Origin of the sequence: Pseudoalteromonas sp. 2CM32C, assembly GCF_023161925.1 — a bacterium.
GTDB classification, from domain to species: Bacteria; Pseudomonadota; Gammaproteobacteria; order Enterobacterales; family Alteromonadaceae; genus Pseudoalteromonas; species Pseudoalteromonas marina.
Map to the genome: position 1 here is coordinate 42,135 of NZ_JALNTI010000006.1, position 18,464 is coordinate 60,598.

Genomic DNA, 18,464 nt, shown 5'->3' on the forward strand with positions numbered 1-18,464 from the left:
AGATTAAAAGAAAGAGAGAAAATTATGTTTAAAGGTGGAATGGGTAACATGATGAAGCAAGCGCAGCAAATGCAAGAGCGCATGCAAAAAGCCCAAGACGAAATTGCAACAATGGAAGTTGTTGGTGAAGCGGGTGCAGGCTTAGTTAAAGTAACCATGCTTGGTAACCACAATGTTCGTCGCGTAGAGCTTGATGAAAGCCTTATGGAAGACGACAAAGACATGATTGAAGACTTACTTGCAGCGGCATGTAACGATGCTGTGCGCCGTGTAGCTGAAGAAACGCAAGAACGAATGAGCAAAGTAACTGGCGGTATGCAATTACCACCAGGTATGAAAATGCCGTTTTAACAAACAATGCAACTTTCAGATAGTTTAAATCAGCTTATTGAAGCATTGCGGTGTCAACCGGGTATTGGCCCAAAGTCTGCACAGCGTATTGCATTTCATTTGCTTGAACGTGATCGCAAAGGTGGTACACAACTAGGTAGCGCGCTTACTAAGGCAATGACAGCAATAGGTCATTGCCAAACGTGCAGAACTTTTTGTGAGCAACCTCAGTGTGATATTTGCTTGAGCACAAAACGCCAAGACAGCGGTACGTTATGTGTTGTTGAGTCGCCTACTGATGTACTTGCCATTGAGCAAACGGGTCAGTATTTAGGTTTATATTTTGTCCTTATGGGGCATTTATCACCCATTGATGGTATTGGCCCTAAAGAAATAGGCTTAGATGTTTTAGAGCAAAAACTTTCTCAAGGCGGCATTAACGAAGTAATACTAGCAACTAATCCTAGTGTTGAGGGTGAGACGACTGCGCATTATATTGCCCAGCTTTGCCACAAAAATAATGTGGGCGCCTCGCGAATAGCGCACGGTATTCCGGTTGGAGGCGAACTTGATTTAGTTGATGGTAGAACCCTAATGCATGCATTTAGTGGTCGCCGCGTGGTTACACAAGAATAGTTCATTAAAGCGACTGTTTGAAAAGATATGTAAAAGCCTACGTAATTAATTTATGTAGGCTTTTTTGTTTTTAAGGTAAGCTAGCTAAAAATAGTATGCAGTTAATTTGACGGCTAAGTAATCAAAGCCCTTTTTGAGATAGGTTTATTTAGAGTTAAAACGTAAGGATCACAATGAAAACGCATTCAACAAATCAAAGCGGCTTACTTAATAGTAAGCGATTTTTACCTTTGTTTATTACCCAGTTTTTTTCTGCCGTTAACGATAATGTCTATAAGCAGTCGGTGCTTATTTTACTGGTTTTTCAAGCTGCAACATTGGCCGATGGTGCGCTCTATTCAAACATTGCAGCAGGCTTATTTATATTACCGTTTTTTTTATTTTCAGGTATGGCAGGGCAGCTTGCTGAGAAAACAGAAAAATCAAAATTAATCAGGTTTGTAAAACTTTGCGAAATTCCTATTATGGTTGTAGGGGCACTATCTATTTATACCCAGTCTATTTGGCTTATGCTCACCACTATATTTTTCATGGGGTTTCAAAGTACATTTTTTGGTCCGTTAAAATATTCTATTTTACCGCAGCACGTTGCCCCGAACGAATTAACAAAAGCGAATGGGTTAGTTGAATCGGGTACCTTTGTTGCCATTTTACTAGGGACTATTTTTGGGACTTATTACATTACGCAAAACGTAGGCCCCGAAATTATTAGCATTGCAGTACTCGTGCTCGCAGTATTAGGTTATGTGAGTAGCCGCTTTATACCAATAAGTGCAGCGAATGAACCTAACTTAGCGTTTACCTACAATATTTATACCTCTACAAAAAATGTGTTTTCAGCACTTAATTCGCAAACAGAGTCTGTTGGAAAATCAGTCTTAGGTATAAGCTGGTTTTGGTTAATAGGCGCCATTGTGCTAACTACATTACCAAACTATGTTAAGCACGTAATGGGCGGTAACGAATTAGTAGTAACCAGTGCGCTGGTGGTATTTTCGTTAAGTATTGCTATTGGTTCTTTATTATGTGAAAAGCTTTCGCGTTCGCGTATTGAGTTAGGCATAGTGCCCTTTGGCGCCATTTTAATTACACTATTTTTATACTTGCTCAGTATAGAGCCCGCTATTTTAAGTTATGGTGTGCAAATCGATGAATTATTAACCTTAAAGCAGGTATTAAATACTGGCGATATGCGCTGGCACTTTGTGTGGATGGCCGGTATTGGTATAGCATCAGGTTTTTATACTGTTCCTTTGTATGCTTTGATACAACAAAGAACAGAAGAGGCGTGTCGGTCTCGTGTTATTGCCGCTAACAACGTACTTAATGCACTGTTTATGGTGTGCAGTGCCATTTTAAGTATTGTGACATTGTCTATTTTAGAGTGGAGTATCTCAGAATTATTGCTTTTACTTGCAGGGTTAAACTTACTGATTTCAGTGTATATTTATACCAAAGTACCTGAATTTTTCTTGCGTTTTATTATCTATATTTTAGCTATTTGCATGTATCGCGTGAAAACCAGAGGCGAAATAAATATACCAGAGGAAGGTGCAGCGGTTATTGTTGCCAATCATGTCAGTTTTGTTGATTGGATGTTTATTTTAGCAGCGTCACCAAGACCAATTCGTTTCATGGTTTTTGCGCCAATTTATTATTCTCCTGCGTTGCACTGGTTATTTAAAATGGCTAAAGCAATACCGATTGATAGCGAAAAAGCAAACCCTAAAGCTTTTAAAAAGGCGTTTGACGATGTTGCAGAGGCACTTGAACGCGGCGAGCTTGTGGGTATTTTCCCTGAGGGTAAATTAACAGGTGATGGCTGTGTTGATATGTTTAGAAGAGGTATAGAGAGAATAATTGAGCGAACGCCTGTTGCTGTTGTGCCTGTGCATTTAGGTGGGCTATGGGGCAGTATGTTTAGCCGAAAAACAAAGTGGCAATTACCCCGTTTAAAGTGGTCGTTAGTCTCTGTATCTGTTGGTGAGCCTGTTGCGGCAAATAAAGTAAAAGCGGATAATCTGCGTCAACGAGTGTTAGATTTAAAACTACTTTACTCTAAAGATAATGATTAATAGGCATGAAAAGCAGCCAAACAAACCCTATTGTCGATAATTTTATAGCGCCAAAATGCATAGATACGTTTAGTATTTTGTATCAAGATAACGATATTTTAGTTATTAATAAACCCAGTGGCTTGCTGAGCTTATCAGGGAAAAATCCAGAAAACTGGGACTCAGTACATTATCGTCTAGTAAATGGGCAAAAAGGGTTAACGCCGCCCTTTTTAAACGCAAAATTAGTTCATCGATTAGATTTAGGCACATCGGGGATAATGCTTGTAAGCCTAAACGATTTGAGCTCAAAACGTTTAAATAAGCAGTTTCAATTACGTAGTGTAAAAAAGCATTATGTAGCAGTGCTGCAGGGGTATGTTAGCGAAAATAGAGGGCAAATTGATGCGCCCATAGCTAAAGACACACAGTTATTTCCGCTTGTAAAAATCTGCAAGCTAGAGGGGAAGCCTGCTGTTACCGAGTTTAATGTTATAAAGCGCCTTGCTAACCCTGTTAGAACTTATGTACGCTTTTCTCCTTTGACTGGGCGTACTCATCAGCTACGCATACATAGTCATTTTATAGGCCACCCTATTTTAGGGTGCGACCTGTATAAGAGTGTACACAGTGAAAAGCTATCAAAACGTTTACAGTTGCATGCAAGCGATCTGTTTTTTGAACATCCCACTACAAATCAAGCAATTCATATCCATTGCCCAAGCCCATTTTAGTGTGAATTAACATTACATTTTTTAATTTTTTCCCTTGAAGTTCTATTAGCTCCCCCCATATTAAGTGCATAACGCAGACACTTTGCTAATTGGAGATATATAAATGACTGCAGCACAAAAAGAAACATTAGGCTTTCAAACAGAAGTAAAACAACTATTAAACTTAATGATTCATTCTCTTTATTCAAACAAAGAGATTTTTTTACGTGAGCTTGTATCAAACGCATCAGATGCAGCCGACAAGCTACGTTTTTTAGCGCTTTCAAATGGTGATCTTTACCAAGGTGATGCAGACCTTCGCGTTCGTATCAGCGCAGATAAAGAGGCCAATACCGTTACTATTTCAGATAACGGCATCGGTATGACGCGTGAAGAAGTGATTAATTCTTTAGGCACTATTGCAAAATCGGGCACTGCTGAGTTTTTCAAAAACTTAACGGGCGATCAAAGCAAAGATTCACAACTTATTGGTCAGTTTGGTGTTGGTTTTTACTCTGCATTTATTGTTGCTGATTTAGTGACTGTTCGCACACGTAAAGCGGGTGAAACAACTGCTTATGAGTGGGAGTCTAAAGGTGAAGGCGAGTACACGCTGCAAGAAATTGAGAAAGAAGGCCGTGGTACCGAAATTACTTTACACCTTCGCGAAGACGAAAAAGAATTTGCAGACGAATTCCGTTTACGTAGCATTGTGACTAAATACTCAGATCATATTTCTACGCCTGTACAAATGTACAAAGCAGAAGTACCAGAATCTGAAGGCGAAGATGGCGAAAAGATTCCAGCAGTACCGGGTGAGTGGGAAAGCATTAACCGCGCCACGGCATTGTGGACGCGTGATAAATCAGAGCTTTCTGATGAAGAATACAAAGAGTTTTACAAGCATGTGAGCCATGACTGGGAAGATCCGCTAAGCTGGGCACATAATAAAGTTGAAGGTAAAACTGAGTACACTAGCCTTTTATATATCCCTAAAAAAGCCCCTTTCGATTTATGGAACCGTGAGCGTCAAAGTGGTTTAAAACTATACGTTCAACGTGTGTTTGTAATGGATGATGCTGAGCAGTTTATGCCAAGCTACTTACGTTTTGTGAAGGGTTTATTAGATTCAAACGATTTACCATTAAATGTATCGCGTGAAATTTTACAAGATAACAAAGTAACCCAAGCGATTCGTAAAGGGTGTACCTCGCGTATCATTAAAATGCTTGAGCGTATGGCTAAAAACAAAGCTGACGATTACCAAGTATTTTGGAATGAGTTTGGCCAGGTGATGAAAGAAGGCCCAGCGGAAGACGCTGCAAATAAAGAAGCGATTTGCAAGTTACTTCGTTTTTCTTCTACTCATACAGATTCACAGACGCAAGATGTGTCGCTTGAGCAATATGTTGAGCGCATGAACGAAGGGCAAGATAAAATATATTACGTGGTAGCCGATACCTTTACCGCTGCTAAAAACTCGCCGCATTTAGAGATTTTCCGCAAAAAAGGCATTGAGGTATTATTACTAAGCGACCGTGTTGACGAGTGGATGATGAGCCACCTAACTGAGTTTGCAGATAAGCCACTTCAGTCAATCACACGTGGTGACTTAGACCTAGGCAAGCTTGATGATGAAGAGACAAAGAAAGCGCAAGAAGAGTCTGAAAAAGAGATGGCCGGCTTAGTAGAACGCATTAAAACAGCCTTAGGAGATGATGTTAAAGAAGTGCGTTTCACACACCGTTTAACTGACTCTCCAGCATGTGTTGTAAGTGATGACAACGACATGAGTTCGCAAATGCAAAAGCTAATGGAGTCTGTTGGTCAAGCGGCGCCAGAGGCTAAGCCTGTGTTTGAGCTAAACCCAGAGCATCAACTTGTGAAACATTTAAATGACGAACAAGATGAAGATAAATTTTCACAATGGTCACATGTACTATTAGACCAAGCATTACTTGCAGAGCGCGGAACATTAAAAGACCCAACAGGGTTTGTTACACGCCTAAATAAATTAATGTTAGAGCTAAGCAAATAAATTTATATTAAGTTATTAAAAGTATAAATATTGTACATATTAAAAAAGGAAGCCTAGGCTTCCTTTTTTTATGCGCTATAAACTAGGCAATTAGTATAAGTTGCTTGAGTATCAGCGGCGCTTATGGAAGAATTCAGGCTTTAAAAATAAACTCTCATACTAGGGGACAATGATATGCGCATTATTCTTTTGGGCGCGCCGGGTGCAGGTAAAGGTACTCAAGCTCAGTTTTTAATGGACAAGTACGGTATTCCACAAATTTCGACTGGCGATATGCTACGTGCTGCAATTAAAGAAGGCACTCCACTTGGCTTAGAAGCAAAAAAAGTAATGGACGCAGGTCAGCTAATTTCTGACGATATCATTATTGGTTTAGTTAAAGAGCGTATTGCTAAAGCTGATTGCGAAAAAGGTTTTTTACTAGATGGCTTTCCACGTACCATTCCACAAGCAGATGCAATGAAAGAAAATGGCGTAGTAGTTGATCACGTTATTGAATTTGATGTTGCTGATGAAGTAATTGTAGAGCGTATGGGCGGACGTCGTGTTCATCCTGGCTCGGGTCGTGTTTACCATGTTGTTTACAATCCACCAAAAGTGGAAGGTAAAGACGATGAAACAGGTGAAGAGTTAATTGTGCGCGCTGACGACACAGAAGAGACTGTGCGTAAACGTCTAGGTATTTACCATGAGCAAACTATGCCGTTGGTTGATTACTACCAAGCTGAAGCAGCTGCAGGCAACACGCAGTACCATAAACTTGACGGTACACAAGCCGTAGAAGTTGTAAGTGCACAGTTAGGTGAGCTTTTAGGTTAATTTAAAGCGTACAAAAAAACCGCCAGTAGGCGGTTTTTTTGTTTTAAAGAAAGGCCTATAAGGTTTTAAGCTTTTCTATTACGCTGTCATATTCTGGCTCGGTAGATAGGTTACTTACTAATTGCTTATAAATCACTTTATGGCTCTTATCGAGTATAAAAATAGAGCGCGTTAGAAGCCCCATATCTTTTATAATCACACCATATTTTTGGCCAAAATCACGCCATACCGAATCAGATAATGTGATGACTTTATCTATACCTTCTGCTTTACAAAATCGTTTCTGGGCAAACGGTAAATCAGCGCTTACAGTCAATATTTCAATACTTGGAAATTCTAGCGCCACTTTTTCGTTAAAGTGCTTAGTTTGTAAACTACACACACCGGTATCTAAACTTGGTACTACGCTAATTAGTAATGCTTGCCCTTTGTAGTTTTTGAGCGTTACAGGCGTAAAGTTACCATCAACTACTTTAAAGTCAGGCGCACTTTCACCTACTGATACACCTTCACCCATTAAAGTAATTGGTTTGCCCTGTACTGACACTTTTCCTGCATCTAGTGTATTTTCTGGGTAATCGGCTGCCATAGCAACGGAGCAAAATGCACTCAGCACAAACGCGAACGTACGATACATAAGGTATTTCCTTTTAAATTAACGCAATAAGCGACAGTGTATTATACTGCGTATGAGTAACCAAGCGATTATGCGTTCTTGCTTGCTAAGAATTAGTTATGAGATTTATAAATTGTAAACCGCTGAAACTTTGATTAACATATAGTTACAAAAAATATCTTAAATAATAAAAATAAAAGCCACTATCATTTTGTGATGTTAATACTTGGTTTAAAAATAGAGAGATAGTATGCCAACATCAGTATTAGTATGTGATGATTCCAAATTAGCGAGGCGCCAGTTAGCTCGCTCATTGCCGGAAGACTGGGACATAAAGGTTGAGTTTGCAATTAACGGTGTTGATTGCATAAAGCAAATAAAAGCGGTTGACCCAGAAATTCTATTCCTTGATTTAAACATGCCTGAAATGGACGGGTATGAAGTGTTGATGGCAATGAAAGAGTTAGGCTTAAATGTGCTTACTGTTGTGGTATCTGGCGACATACAACCTAATGCCCACCAACGAGTGCTTGATTTAGGCGCTATCGATTTTATTCAAAAACCCTGCTCACCAGAAAAGCTTGCCGAAATAATAGAGCATCATGGAATTAAAGACAAAGCTATGCGTGAACGCTTGTCCCATGCATTAGGTGAGCAAGTTGACCCTGACGTTCGAGACATCTACCAAGAACTGACGAATGTCGCAATGGGGCAGGCTGGTGACTTACTAGCAAGGTTACTCAATGTATTTGTCGAATTACCAATCCCTAATGTAAATATTCTCGAGGTGAGTGAGCTAGATATGGCACTTCGCTCCATAGATAATAATGCGTCTACTTCTGGTGTGTGCCAGGGCTTTATAGGTGGTGGTGTATCTGGCGAAGCATTATTATTACTCAACGATTCTAGTTTTAAAGAAATTGCATCTTTAATGAATTATGACGGTGTACTCACCGATAACGTTGAGCTTGAGCTACTAATGGATATTAGTAATATCCTTATTGGTGCAATTCTTACGGGTCTTTCTAAGCAGCTCGACATGTCATTCAGCCAAGGACACCCAATTGTGTTAGGTCAGCATAGGGATGTTTCTGAACTGGTAAAAGCAAACAAGTCTCGTTGGCAACGCACTCTTGCAATTGAAATTAGCTATGGCATTGAAAATCACAACATAAACTGTGATTTAATGTTGTTATTTACCGAAGACTCACTAAAAACTTTGAAATACAAAGTTGCTTACCTATTAGAAGATTAAGTTATGGCTGCTGATTTAGATATGAATGAGATCCATTGGTTAATGGATATGTTTAATACCGTTGATGTGGGTCTTGTTGTACTTGATAGAGATTACCGAGTGTGTGTTTGGAATGGGTTCATGGAAAACCATTCCGGCTTATTACCAAGTGCGGTAAAGCATAAAGATTTATTTGATTTGTTTCCTGCAATAGACGAAAAATGGTTTAGAAGTAAATCTGAATCAGTATTTGTTTTAAAAAATCGCTCATTCACAATATGGGAACAGCAACCTTATATATTTAGGTTTAAAAATTACCGTCCTATCACTGGTAAAGCCGAGTATATGTATCAAAATGCAACTTTTATACCTTTAACTAATATTCGTGCAGAAGTCAGTCATATATGTATTATCTTATATGATGTAACTGATATTGCGGTAAATAAAAAAGAATTAGAGGATTTAAATGCCCGCCTAGAGCAAGTAAGCCAAACAGATAGCCTCACTCAATTGTATAACCGTGGTCATTGGGAGAGTACGCTCAAGCAAGAGTTTTTGCGTACTAAGCGCAATGGCGGTTCTAGCGCATTGCTGATGTTTGATATCGATCGATTTAAAGTCGTAAATGATGAATATGGCCACACGTGTGGTGATGAAGCACTACGCCACTTGTCAAAACTTTTAAAAACGACACTACGCGAAACGGACATCGCAGGAAGGTACGGTGGTGAGGAGTTTGTAGTTACTTTATTAGATACCGATGAAAAGGGGGCTGAAATTTTTGCTGAACGCATAAGGGTATTAATTGAGCAAAGTCCTGTTATGTATAAACAACTTGAAGTGAAAGTAACAGTGAGTATTGGTTTTGCCTGTTTCAGTAATGAGTTTAAAGACCATGAGCGCTGGATAGAAGCTGCAGATAAAGCTATGTATCAATCTAAAAAGAATGGACGAAATAAAGTAACTGCCTATGCCGATATAAAAAATGACGCTTAAGCGTCATTTTTTATTAATTATTTTTAGTCTGCCGCTCTGAGTCTAATCACTCGGTTGTATGTCGAAAGTCATCTTCAGGGCATTGTCCGATAGTCGTTATTTTTTCATTATTATCTACTTGTTCAAGTTTTACTTTAAACCCCCATAATCTATAAAGATGCTTAAGTACTTCCTCATGTGTATTTGCTAAAGGTATATTATTGTGCGGCACATACCTAAGCGTAAGCGCTCTATCCCCTCTGATATCAACATCGTACACTTGAATGTTAGGTTCATGATTACTTAAGTTATATTGAGCCGAAAGCGCTTCCCTTACCGCTTTGTAGCCACTGTCGTTATGAATTGCGCCTATTTCTAAATGCGGAGCGCTCGCGTTATCAATAAGTGTAAAAAGCTTAAAGTCGCGAATTAATTTAGGGGATAAAAACTGGCTTATAAAGCTTTCATCTTTAAAGTTTTGCATTGCAAAATGAAGGGTATCAAGCCAATTACTTCCGGCATATTCAGGAAACCACTTTTTATCTTCTTCTGTTGGGTGTTCGCATAGCCGCCTAATATCAACCATCATATTGAATCCCAGAGCATATGGGTTGATACCTGAATAATACTGACTATTGTAAGGTGGTTGATAAACAACATTTGTATGGCTTTGTAAAAATTCCAGCATAAATGAGTCGGTAAGTTTACCTTCATCATATAGGTGATTTAAAATGGTGTAATGCCAAAAGGTGGCCCAGCCTTCATTCATTACTTGTGTTTGTTTTTGTGGGTAAAAATATTGTGATACTTTACGCACTATACGAATAACTTCACGTTGCCAAGGTTCTAAAAGTGGTGCGTTTTTTTCTATAAAATACAAGATATTTTCTTGCGGCTCTTGAGGAAAGTGGCGTTCTTTCTTTTTTGCTTCTTGGTGATGTTCGGGGATTGTTCGCCATAATTCGTTCACTTGAGATTGCAAATAAGCCTCGCGTTCTTCTTGGCGCTTTTGCTCTTCGAATAACGAAATTTGTTGCGGGCGTTTATAACGATCAACGCCATAGTTCATGAGTGCGTGGCATGAGTCTAGTAAGGTTTCTACTGCTGTTACACCGTATTTTTCTTCGCAGCGACGTATATAATTTTTAGAAAATACCAGGTAATCAATGATAGAGCTGGCATCAGTCCATGTTTTAAATAAATAATTACCTTTAAAAAAAGAGTTGTGGCCATAACATGCGTGCGCCATAACTAGTGCTTGCATCGGTAAGGTATTTTCTTCCATTAAATATGCAATACAGGGGTCTGAATTAATCACTATTTCATACGCGAGGCCCATTTGTCCGCGTTTATAGTTTTGCTCAGTTTGAATGAATTTTTTCCCGTAAGACCAATGGTTGTAACCAATAGGCATCCCAACACTTGAGTACGCATCCATCATTTGTTCGGCGGTGATCACCTCTATCTGATTAGGGTAAGTGTCTAACCGGTAAAAGTCTGCAACGCGTGCTATTTCTGTTTGATACTCAGTTAACAAATCAAAAGTCCAGTCAGGGCCGTCACTCATTCGTTTAGTATTCATATTAATACCTCGCTTGGTTATGCAGCCCCTTGTTGTTGCCGACCTTTTTTAAAAAGCTCCCTAAATATAGGGTAAATGTCTTCAACACTTTGAATGTGCTGTATGGCAAAGTTGGAATGTGTTTGCGTAATATTTAAATATTCTCGCCATAGGCTTTGATGAGCACGTGTTGTGATTTCAATGTAGGCAAAATAGCGAACAGCATCTAAAATACTATTACGTAATATTTGCCCGCAATGAGGAGTATCGTCAGCCCAGTTATCACCGTCAGATGCTTGTGCTGCATATACATTCCATTCGTCTGCGTTGTAACGCTCTTTAATTATTTTATCCATCAGTTTAAGTGCGCTCGATACGATAGTTCCCCCAGTTTCTTGAGAGTAAAAAAATGTTTGTTCGTCTACTTCAGTCGCTTGCGTATGATGACGGATATAGACCACTTCAATGTCTTTATAACTGCGCGTTAAAAATTGATATAGTAAAATATAAAACCGTTTTGCCATATCTTTTGTGGCTTGGTCCATAGAGCCTGACACATCCATAATACAAAACATAACCGCTTTGCTGGTGGGGTGGGGGCGCTTCTCGAAATTTCTAAAACGCAAGTCATAGTTATCAATAAATGGCACAGCTTTAATTTGCTGTTTGAGTAGGTTTATTTCTTTTTGTAAAAGTGCAACAGCGGCTTTATCGCTATGAGGTTCGTGTATTAATATTTTTAGCTGAGCTTCTAACTCGGCTAAGCGGCGCTTTTTTCCAGCGCTCATCGCAACACGTCGAGCAAGTGATCCTTGTAACGAACGAACAATATCAATATTACTTGGCATACCTTCACTGCAAAAACCGGCTCGGTGAGTTTTCATTTGTACAAGTTTATCAAGTTGATTTTCTTGAAGGTTAGGAAGTTCTAAATCTTCAAAAAGTAAATCGAGGTACTCATCTTTTGAGATAGAGAACACAAATTCATCTTGCCCTTCGCCAGAGTCGCTTGCCTCACCTTGTCCAGAACCATCACCTTGACCACCTTTTGGTCGCTCTATTTTATCACCTGTTGCAAACTGATCGTTACCTGGGTGTATTTGTTTCTTATTCCCACCTTTACCTTGATGAAAGGTAGGCTCGCTGATATCACGTTGCGGAATAGATATACTTTCCCCCGATGTAGAGTCGGTTACACTGCGTTTATTTATTGCATCTGACACCGCTTCTTTTATCTGTTTTTTATAACGCCTAATGAAGCGTTGACGATTTACGGTGCTTTTGTTTTTACCGTTTAAACGTCTGTCTATGAAATGCGCCATAATGACCTCCTAAAACCACAACCATGAAGGTTATTGTGATTTTCTAACACGTAGGTACCACTCAGATAACAATCTGACTTGCTTTTGTGTATAGCCTTTCTCGACCATGCGATTAACAAAGTCTTCGTGCTTTTGCTGATCTTCAGCTGAGGTTTTAGTATTAAACGAAATAACAGGCAACAGATCTTCTGTGTTTGAAAACATTTTTTTCTCAATGACAGTGCGTAATTTTTCATAACTCGTCCACAGCGGGTTTTTGCCATTGTTATGAGCCCGTGCGCGTAGTACAAAATTGACTATTTCGTTACGAAAATCTTTAGGGTTAGAAATGCCCGCTGGTTTTTCAATTTTCTCAAGCTCTGCATTGAGTGCAGCTCGGTCAAATAATTGGCCTGTATCAGGGTCACGATATTCTTGATCTTGAATCCAAAAATCGGCATAAATAACATAGCGGTCAAATATGTTTTGCCCATATTCTGAGTATGATTCCAAATACGCAGTTTGAAGTTCCTTACCAATAAATTCAACATACTGAGGGATTAAATAGCCTTTTAAAAAGCTCAAGTAGCGTTCTTCAAGATCGCTGCTGAATTGTTCACGCTCTATTTGTTGTTCAAGTACATAAAATAAGTGAACAGGGTTCGCGGCCACTTCTGTGTTATCAAAATTAAACACCCGAGATAAAATTTTAAATGCAAAGCGAGTAGAAAGGCCCGTCATGCCTTCATCCACCCCTGCGTAATCGCGATACTCTTGATACGACTTTGCTTTTGGATCAGTGTCTTTGAGTGTTTCACCATCGTACACTCGCATTTTAGAATATAGGCTTGAGTTTTCAGGCTCTTTTAATCGTGAAAGAGTTGTAAATTGTGCCAAAGCTTTGAGGGTGCCGGGCGCGCAAGGAGCGCTATGAAGTTCACTATGCTGAAGAAGTTTGTCGTAAATTTTAATTTCTTCAGTGACACGCAAACAATAAGGTACCTTGACTATGTATACACGGTCTAAAAAGGCTTCATTATTTTTGTTATTTTTAAAGGTTTGCCATTCAGATTCGTTTGAATGAGCGAGGATCATGCCATTAAAGGGAAGAGCGCTAATACCTTCAGTCCCATTATAATTACCTTCTTGCGTGGCCGTTAGTAGTGGATGGAGTACTTTGATAGGAGCTTTAAACATCTCTACAAATTCCATCAAGCCTTGATTTGCCATACAAAGTGAACCCGAGTAAGCATAAGCATCGGGGTCATTTTGCGCAAAATGTTCAAGCTGACGTATATCTACTTTACCTACTAATGCGGATATATCTTGGTTGTTTTCATCGCCAGGCTCTGTTTTAGCGATGCCTATTTGATTCAGAATAGATGGATAACGTTTTACCACTCTAAACTTACTTATATCGCCATTAAATTCTTTCAGTCGTTTGCCTGCCCACGGTGACATAATTGTTTTTAAATAACGTGGCTTAATACCGTACTCTTGCTCTAGCACATTAGCGTCTTCAATGGGATCAAACAGAGATAATGGGTGATCGTTTACCGGTGACCCTTTAATTGAATAGATGGGTACTTGTTGCATGAGGTACTTTAGCTTTTCAGCAATAGATGATTTGCCACCGCCGACAGGACCTAATAGGTAGAGAACCTGTTTACACTCTTCAAGCCCTTGAGCGGCATGTTTTAAATAAGAAACAATTTGTTCAATGGCATCCTCCATACCATAAAAATCGGTAAAGGCAGGGTAGCGTGCAACTACTCTATTTGAAAATAACCGACTTAGGCGTGCATCCGTTGCGGTATCTACCATTGTGGGTTCACCTATGGCCATTAAAAGGCGTTCTGGTGCACTCGCGTAGGCAGATTTATCGGTTTTACATATCTCAAGAAACTCGGCGATACTGTACTCTTCTTCTTGTGCCGCTTCGTAACGTGCTTGGTAATGCTCAAAAATCGTCATAATAACCTCCGAAACCCGCTGTAAAAGGTGCTTACATTTTAAAGTCTAGTCGCGAAAGTCTATGTTTGTGGAATAAAATTAAAAATTTAAGTGAAAAAAGATCATGTTGAAGAAGGCTATTTTGTCAAATGACAGAGTTTAAAAGTATAAATAATAGGCATAAAAAAAGACGCTTTAGCGTCTTTTTTAAATTAGCGATAAGTGCTAATTAAGCGAAGTTTGCGTTTGCAAATTCCCAGTTAACAAGTGACCAAAAACCTTTAAGGTAATCTGGACGCACGTTACGGTAATCAATGTAGTATGCGTGTTCCCATAAATCTACAGTAAGAACAGGTGTAACGCCTTCGTCAGTTAATGGTGTAGCAGCGTTAGACGTGTTAACGATGTCTAAAGAGCCATCGGCAAGTTTAACTAACCAAGTCCAGCTTGAACCGAAGTTATTTACTGCTTTGTCGTTTAATGCATCTTTAAACGCATCAAAAGAACCCCATTTAGCGTTAATTGCATCTGCAATTGCGCCAGTAGGCTCGCCGCCGCCATTTGGAGATAGGCTGTTCCAGTAAAACGTGTGATTCCAGATTTGCGCTGCGTTGTTAAATACACCGCCTTCTGATGAACATACGATTTCTTCTAGAGATTTGTTTTCAAACTCTGTACCAGGGATCAAACCGTTAAGCTTAACAACGTACGTGTTGTGGTGCTTACCATGGTGAAACTCTAATGTTTCTTTTGAAATATGTGGCTCAAGTGCGTCGATTGCATATGGTAGTGACGGTAGTTCAAATGCCATTTTTTATCTCCATCTTTTTTAGTTGATAGTCCATTTGGTAATACGTAATGTCTGTTGAAACAGACCACTTACCTATACCAAGTGGGAATATAGTGTTACTATAATTGTTGAGTATTTTACTCAAGTTTAAGCAAACAGCAATGCTATTGCGAAAGACTATTTCAATTGTGGCTTTATTTGCCCATTTTAAGTTATATATTTATGGTCACGATGAGTTATTTTCAAGACCTAAGTATATTTAGCTATCGTTACTTTGAGGTTGTAGATGGAAACCATTGATAAAATTAAACAGCAAATTTCAGAAAACCCAATTATCCTTTTCATGAAAGGGTCACCTAAGTTACCAAACTGTGGTTTTTCTTCACAAGCTTCACAAGCACTTATGTCGTGTGGCGAACCGTTTGCATACGTTGATATTTTACTAAACCCAGACATTCGTGCTGAGCTTCCTGCTTACGCAAATTGGCCTACATTCCCACAACTTTGGGTTGAGGGTGAGCTAATTGGTGGTTGTGATATCATCATCGAAATGTTCCAACGTGGTGAATTACAACCGTTAATCACAGAAACAGCGGCTAAGTACAAAGAAGCTGACGCTGAGTAATCTTATTTTGTGAGCTCTATTTCTATAGTGCTGTGATAATAAAAGCCACGTTAAGTGGCTTTATTGTTTTTAGTTTTTTTAACAACATCACTTATCTGCACGGCAGGGTAACTTGCACGTTTAGACCACCACTTAATTTATTATGTAAGCTTATTTGTCCTTTATGTGCTTCAGCAATCTCTCTGCACAAAGCTAACCCCAAACCACTTCCTGTACTTTTTGTAGAATAAAAAGGTACAAGGGCATTAGCCATAACCTGCTCACTCATGCCTTTTCCCCCATCGCTTACATCTACTATGCAAGTATTACTAGAGAACGTTACATCTATGTTTATTTTAGACGGATTTGAGCCTGACTCGTGTGCATTTTTGAGTAAGTTGATAAGCAACTGCTCAAGTTGTGCCTGATCTGCATGTAATATGCTTTGGGTGCTGCTTACTGTGTAGCTAAACTGCCATTGGCTATTCAGATCACGTAATGTGTTTTGCCAATTTATCGCTGACTTTTGTGGTGTAGGGAGCTTTGCAAATTTGCCGTAGCCTTGAACAAACTCAGTCAAGTGACTTATTCTTTCATCGATTGTTGAAAACACTCTTGCAAGACGAGGCTCATCTACGCGGCTAGCTAAAAGCTGAGCGCTGTGTAGCATTGATGACATAGGACCAAGAGAGTTATTGAGCTCGTGGCTTATTATTCGAATAACTTTTTTCCATACTGCTACTTCTTGGCGGCTGAGTTCACGGGTCAGTTGTTTAAATATGTACAAGTGATGTTTTTGATTATTAAGCAAAAACTCGCCAGTCGATAAATGCCAAGTTTGAGAATCGTGACTATCTATTTCAATATTAAACAAGCCATCCACGCCTTGCTCAATAGCATTAGTAAGTTGAATAGGTGCATCAGACAATAACTCGTGAAGCTGCGTGCCTTCTAGTTGTGTTTTGCTATTAAATAAAGTGCGGCTGACTAAGTTACTAAATACAACAATTTTATTATCGTTAACAAGTAAAAGTGCTTGGGGAGAGCTTTGTAATACTTTATCTAACATTAACTCTCGTTGATAAATCCACTGTTTTTCTTGCCGAAGTTGTTTTGCCGTTTGATTATAAAGCAGACATAGCTTTCCTAACTCATCGTTGTTTTTATAGGCTAATAAACTAGAAAGCTCACCATCTTTAAAATTAAGTAAGCCGGTTTCTAGCGATTGCAACCCTAGCTTAATAGGCTTTGTTAAGGCTCTAGCAAGCAAAAGACTTGTTAGCATAGCTGCTATCACCAACAACACAGAGTAATACAGCGGATGTTGTGTAATTATTGTAATGCTAACAACAGGTAAAACGCTGCATAAAACACATATAGCCATTATTTTTTGAGTTAACGATAAGCCACTAATAAAATTAAACATTAGTAATCAATACCCATTTTTTGTAAGCGCCTATAGAGTGCTTGACGGCTTAAACCAAATTCTCGTGCTACTTTGGCTATAACCCCCTGATTAGCGCGTATTGATTGTTCAATTTCGAATTTTGTTGGTTCTTTTTTTACGTCGTTATTTTTTATTGGCGACGACGGGGTTAGGTCAAAATCTTCAGCACTAAGCAAACCATTAGGCTTGATTACACCAACACGTTTACAGGCGTTTTCAAGTTCTCTTACATTACCTGGCCATTGGTATCGATTAAGGGCTTGCTCTGCATCAATACTTAGCTCTCTATGTGGTAAAAAGTGATTAATGAGTGGCGCAATATCATCAACGCGTTCACAAAGCGCAGGTACGTTTAACTCAATAACGTTAAGGCGATAGTACAAATCTTCTCTAAAACGCCCTTCGGTTATTGCTTGTAATAAATTTTCGTTTGTGGCTGATATAACACGTACAGTTACTTTGCGCGTTTGTGTGGACCCTAACCGTTCAAATTCACCTGTTTGCAACACTCTAAGCAACTTCATTTGCCCAGAAAGTGGCAAGTTGCCAATTTCATCTAAAAATAATGTTCCACCATCGGCTGCCTCAAAACGACCTATACGTTGCTTGCTTATACCAGTATAAGCACCTGCTTCAGCACCAAACAATTCAGCTTCCAAAAGCTCTTGGGGAAGGGCGCCTGCATTGACCTTTATGAAAGGCTGATTTATTAGTGAAGAGTTTTTTTGAATAATAGTGGCAATACACTCTTTACCACTGCCATTAGGGCCTGTTATGAGCGCAGAGATATCAGATTTAGCCACTTGCAATGCCATTGTGACTAATCGATCCATTGCGGTACTTTTAAAAATAAGGCCTGCTAAGTTAGCAGTGCTATATTTATCATCTCGCTCTTTTTGTTGGCGGTTGTGCGTGGCTACAAGTTGCTTAGTGCGCCCCAGCTCTATTAAATTATTAATGCACGTAAGAAGCTTGTGGTCATCCCATGGCTTTGGAAGGTAATCGGCAGCGCCTGCTTTAACAAGTTCAATAGCCGTTGAAAGTTCAGTCCAAGCGGTTATTAATATAATAGGGAGGTGTGGGTTCTCTTCACGCAGCGCATAAAACAAAGTTTTACCTTCTTCGCCTGAGGTAGTATCGCTGGTAAAATTCATATCTTGAATAACGAGAGCAATGCGTTGGTATTGCACAATTTGAGTGGCTTCAAAGGGCGTTGTTGCGGTAACTACATTAAAGTGATGTATTTCCAGTAGTAATGATAATGCCTCTAAAACGGCCGGATTATCATCAACGATAAGTATTTTTTCCATGTGAATTTAATCGCTGTTTATTATTATTTAAATATTGAAAATGCTACACCGTGTTTAGCCAGTGTAGCATAGGTTGGGAGCAG

At 39.2% G+C, this 18,464-nt stretch carries 16 protein-coding genes; 9 read left to right on the top strand and 7 right to left on the bottom strand.

Translation table 11 applies throughout. The features are described from left to right. Positions 1–24 precede the first annotated feature (24 nt). From MTF67_RS12250 to adk, 6 genes are all read left to right on the top strand, one after another. Positions 25–351 (top strand): YbaB/EbfC family nucleoid-associated protein, encoded by a 327-nt coding sequence (locus MTF67_RS12250; RefSeq protein ID WP_006792396.1) that lies wholly within the window; start codon positions 25–27, stop codon positions 349–351. 6 nt (positions 352–357) lie between these two features. After that, complete coding sequence (recR, locus tag MTF67_RS12255; protein WP_008132248.1) at positions 358–966, top strand: recombination mediator RecR; 609 nt, start codon at positions 358–360, stop codon at positions 964–966. 173 nt (positions 967–1,139) lie between these two features. Continuing rightward, on the top strand, positions 1,140–3,041 hold the full coding sequence (locus MTF67_RS12260; protein ID WP_248519659.1) for an MFS transporter: 1,902 nt from the start codon (positions 1,140–1,142) through the stop codon (positions 3,039–3,041). A gap of 5 nt (positions 3,042–3,046) precedes the next feature. Next, the gene (locus tag MTF67_RS12265; RefSeq protein WP_248519660.1) at positions 3,047–3,754 is read left to right on the top strand and encodes an RluA family pseudouridine synthase; all 708 of its coding nucleotides are present in this window, start codon (positions 3,047–3,049) and stop codon (positions 3,752–3,754) included. A 103-nt stretch (positions 3,755–3,857) separates the two neighbouring features. Beyond that, entirely contained in the window at positions 3,858–5,771 is a 1,914-nt protein-coding gene (gene htpG / locus MTF67_RS12270) for a molecular chaperone HtpG (protein ID WP_008127682.1), read from the top strand. 174 nt (positions 5,772–5,945) lie between these two features. Next, the gene (gene adk / locus MTF67_RS12275) at positions 5,946–6,590 is read left to right on the top strand and encodes an adenylate kinase (protein ID WP_006792401.1); all 645 of its coding nucleotides are present in this window, start codon (positions 5,946–5,948) and stop codon (positions 6,588–6,590) included. Between the two features lie 55 nt (positions 6,591–6,645). Here the strand turns inward: adk and tpx are convergent, their stop codons facing one another. Then, a complete protein-coding gene (gene tpx / locus MTF67_RS12280) occupies positions 6,646–7,227 on the bottom strand; it encodes a thiol peroxidase (RefSeq protein WP_006792402.1) in 582 nt (193 codons plus the stop codon). A 229-nt stretch (positions 7,228–7,456) separates the two neighbouring features. Between tpx and MTF67_RS12285 the strand changes: the two genes are divergently transcribed. Continuing rightward, positions 7,457–8,461 (top strand): response regulator, encoded by a 1,005-nt coding sequence (locus MTF67_RS12285; protein WP_006792403.1) that lies wholly within the window; start codon positions 7,457–7,459, stop codon positions 8,459–8,461. 3 nt (positions 8,462–8,464) lie between these two features. Then, positions 8,465–9,436: a diguanylate cyclase gene (locus tag MTF67_RS12290; RefSeq protein WP_248519661.1), complete on the top strand. Its 972-nt coding sequence runs from the start codon at positions 8,465–8,467 to the stop codon at positions 9,434–9,436. A gap of 46 nt (positions 9,437–9,482) precedes the next feature. On the opposite strand, the gene MTF67_RS12295 is transcribed toward MTF67_RS12290, so the two are convergent. The 4 genes from MTF67_RS12295 to MTF67_RS12310 form a co-directional block, all read right to left on the bottom strand. Next, a complete protein-coding gene (locus tag MTF67_RS12295; protein WP_248519662.1) occupies positions 9,483–10,997 on the bottom strand; it encodes a SpoVR family protein in 1,515 nt (504 codons plus the stop codon). 17 nt (positions 10,998–11,014) lie between these two features. Then, on the bottom strand, positions 11,015–12,298 hold the full coding sequence (locus MTF67_RS12300) for a YeaH/YhbH family protein (protein ID WP_248519663.1): 1,284 nt from the start codon (positions 12,296–12,298) through the stop codon (positions 11,015–11,017). Positions 12,299–12,328: 30 nt separating this feature from the next. Beyond that, complete coding sequence (locus MTF67_RS12305) at positions 12,329–14,251, bottom strand: PrkA family serine protein kinase (protein WP_039036754.1); 1,923 nt, start codon at positions 14,249–14,251, stop codon at positions 12,329–12,331. Positions 14,252–14,459: 208 nt separating this feature from the next. After that, positions 14,460–15,041, bottom strand: a complete 582-nt coding sequence (locus tag MTF67_RS12310; protein ID WP_006792408.1) for a Fe-Mn family superoxide dismutase — start codon at positions 15,039–15,041, stop codon at positions 14,460–14,462. A gap of 265 nt (positions 15,042–15,306) precedes the next feature. Between MTF67_RS12310 and MTF67_RS12315 the strand changes: the two genes are divergently transcribed. Beyond that, positions 15,307–15,645, top strand: coding sequence for a Grx4 family monothiol glutaredoxin (locus MTF67_RS12315; RefSeq protein ID WP_006792409.1), 339 nt, complete (start codon positions 15,307–15,309; stop codon positions 15,643–15,645). A gap of 91 nt (positions 15,646–15,736) precedes the next feature. On the opposite strand, the gene MTF67_RS12320 is transcribed toward MTF67_RS12315, so the two are convergent. Together MTF67_RS12320 and MTF67_RS12325 are read right to left on the bottom strand one after the other, a co-directional pair. After that, positions 15,737–17,050, bottom strand: coding sequence for an ATP-binding protein (locus MTF67_RS12320; protein WP_248519664.1), 1,314 nt, complete (start codon positions 17,048–17,050; stop codon positions 15,737–15,739). Then, positions 17,050–18,381 (bottom strand): sigma-54 dependent transcriptional regulator, encoded by a 1,332-nt coding sequence (locus tag MTF67_RS12325; protein ID WP_248519665.1) that lies wholly within the window; start codon positions 18,379–18,381, stop codon positions 17,050–17,052. Before MTF67_RS12325 ends, MTF67_RS12320 begins: the two co-directional genes overlap by 1 nt. Between the last annotated feature and the right edge of the window lie 83 nt (positions 18,382–18,464).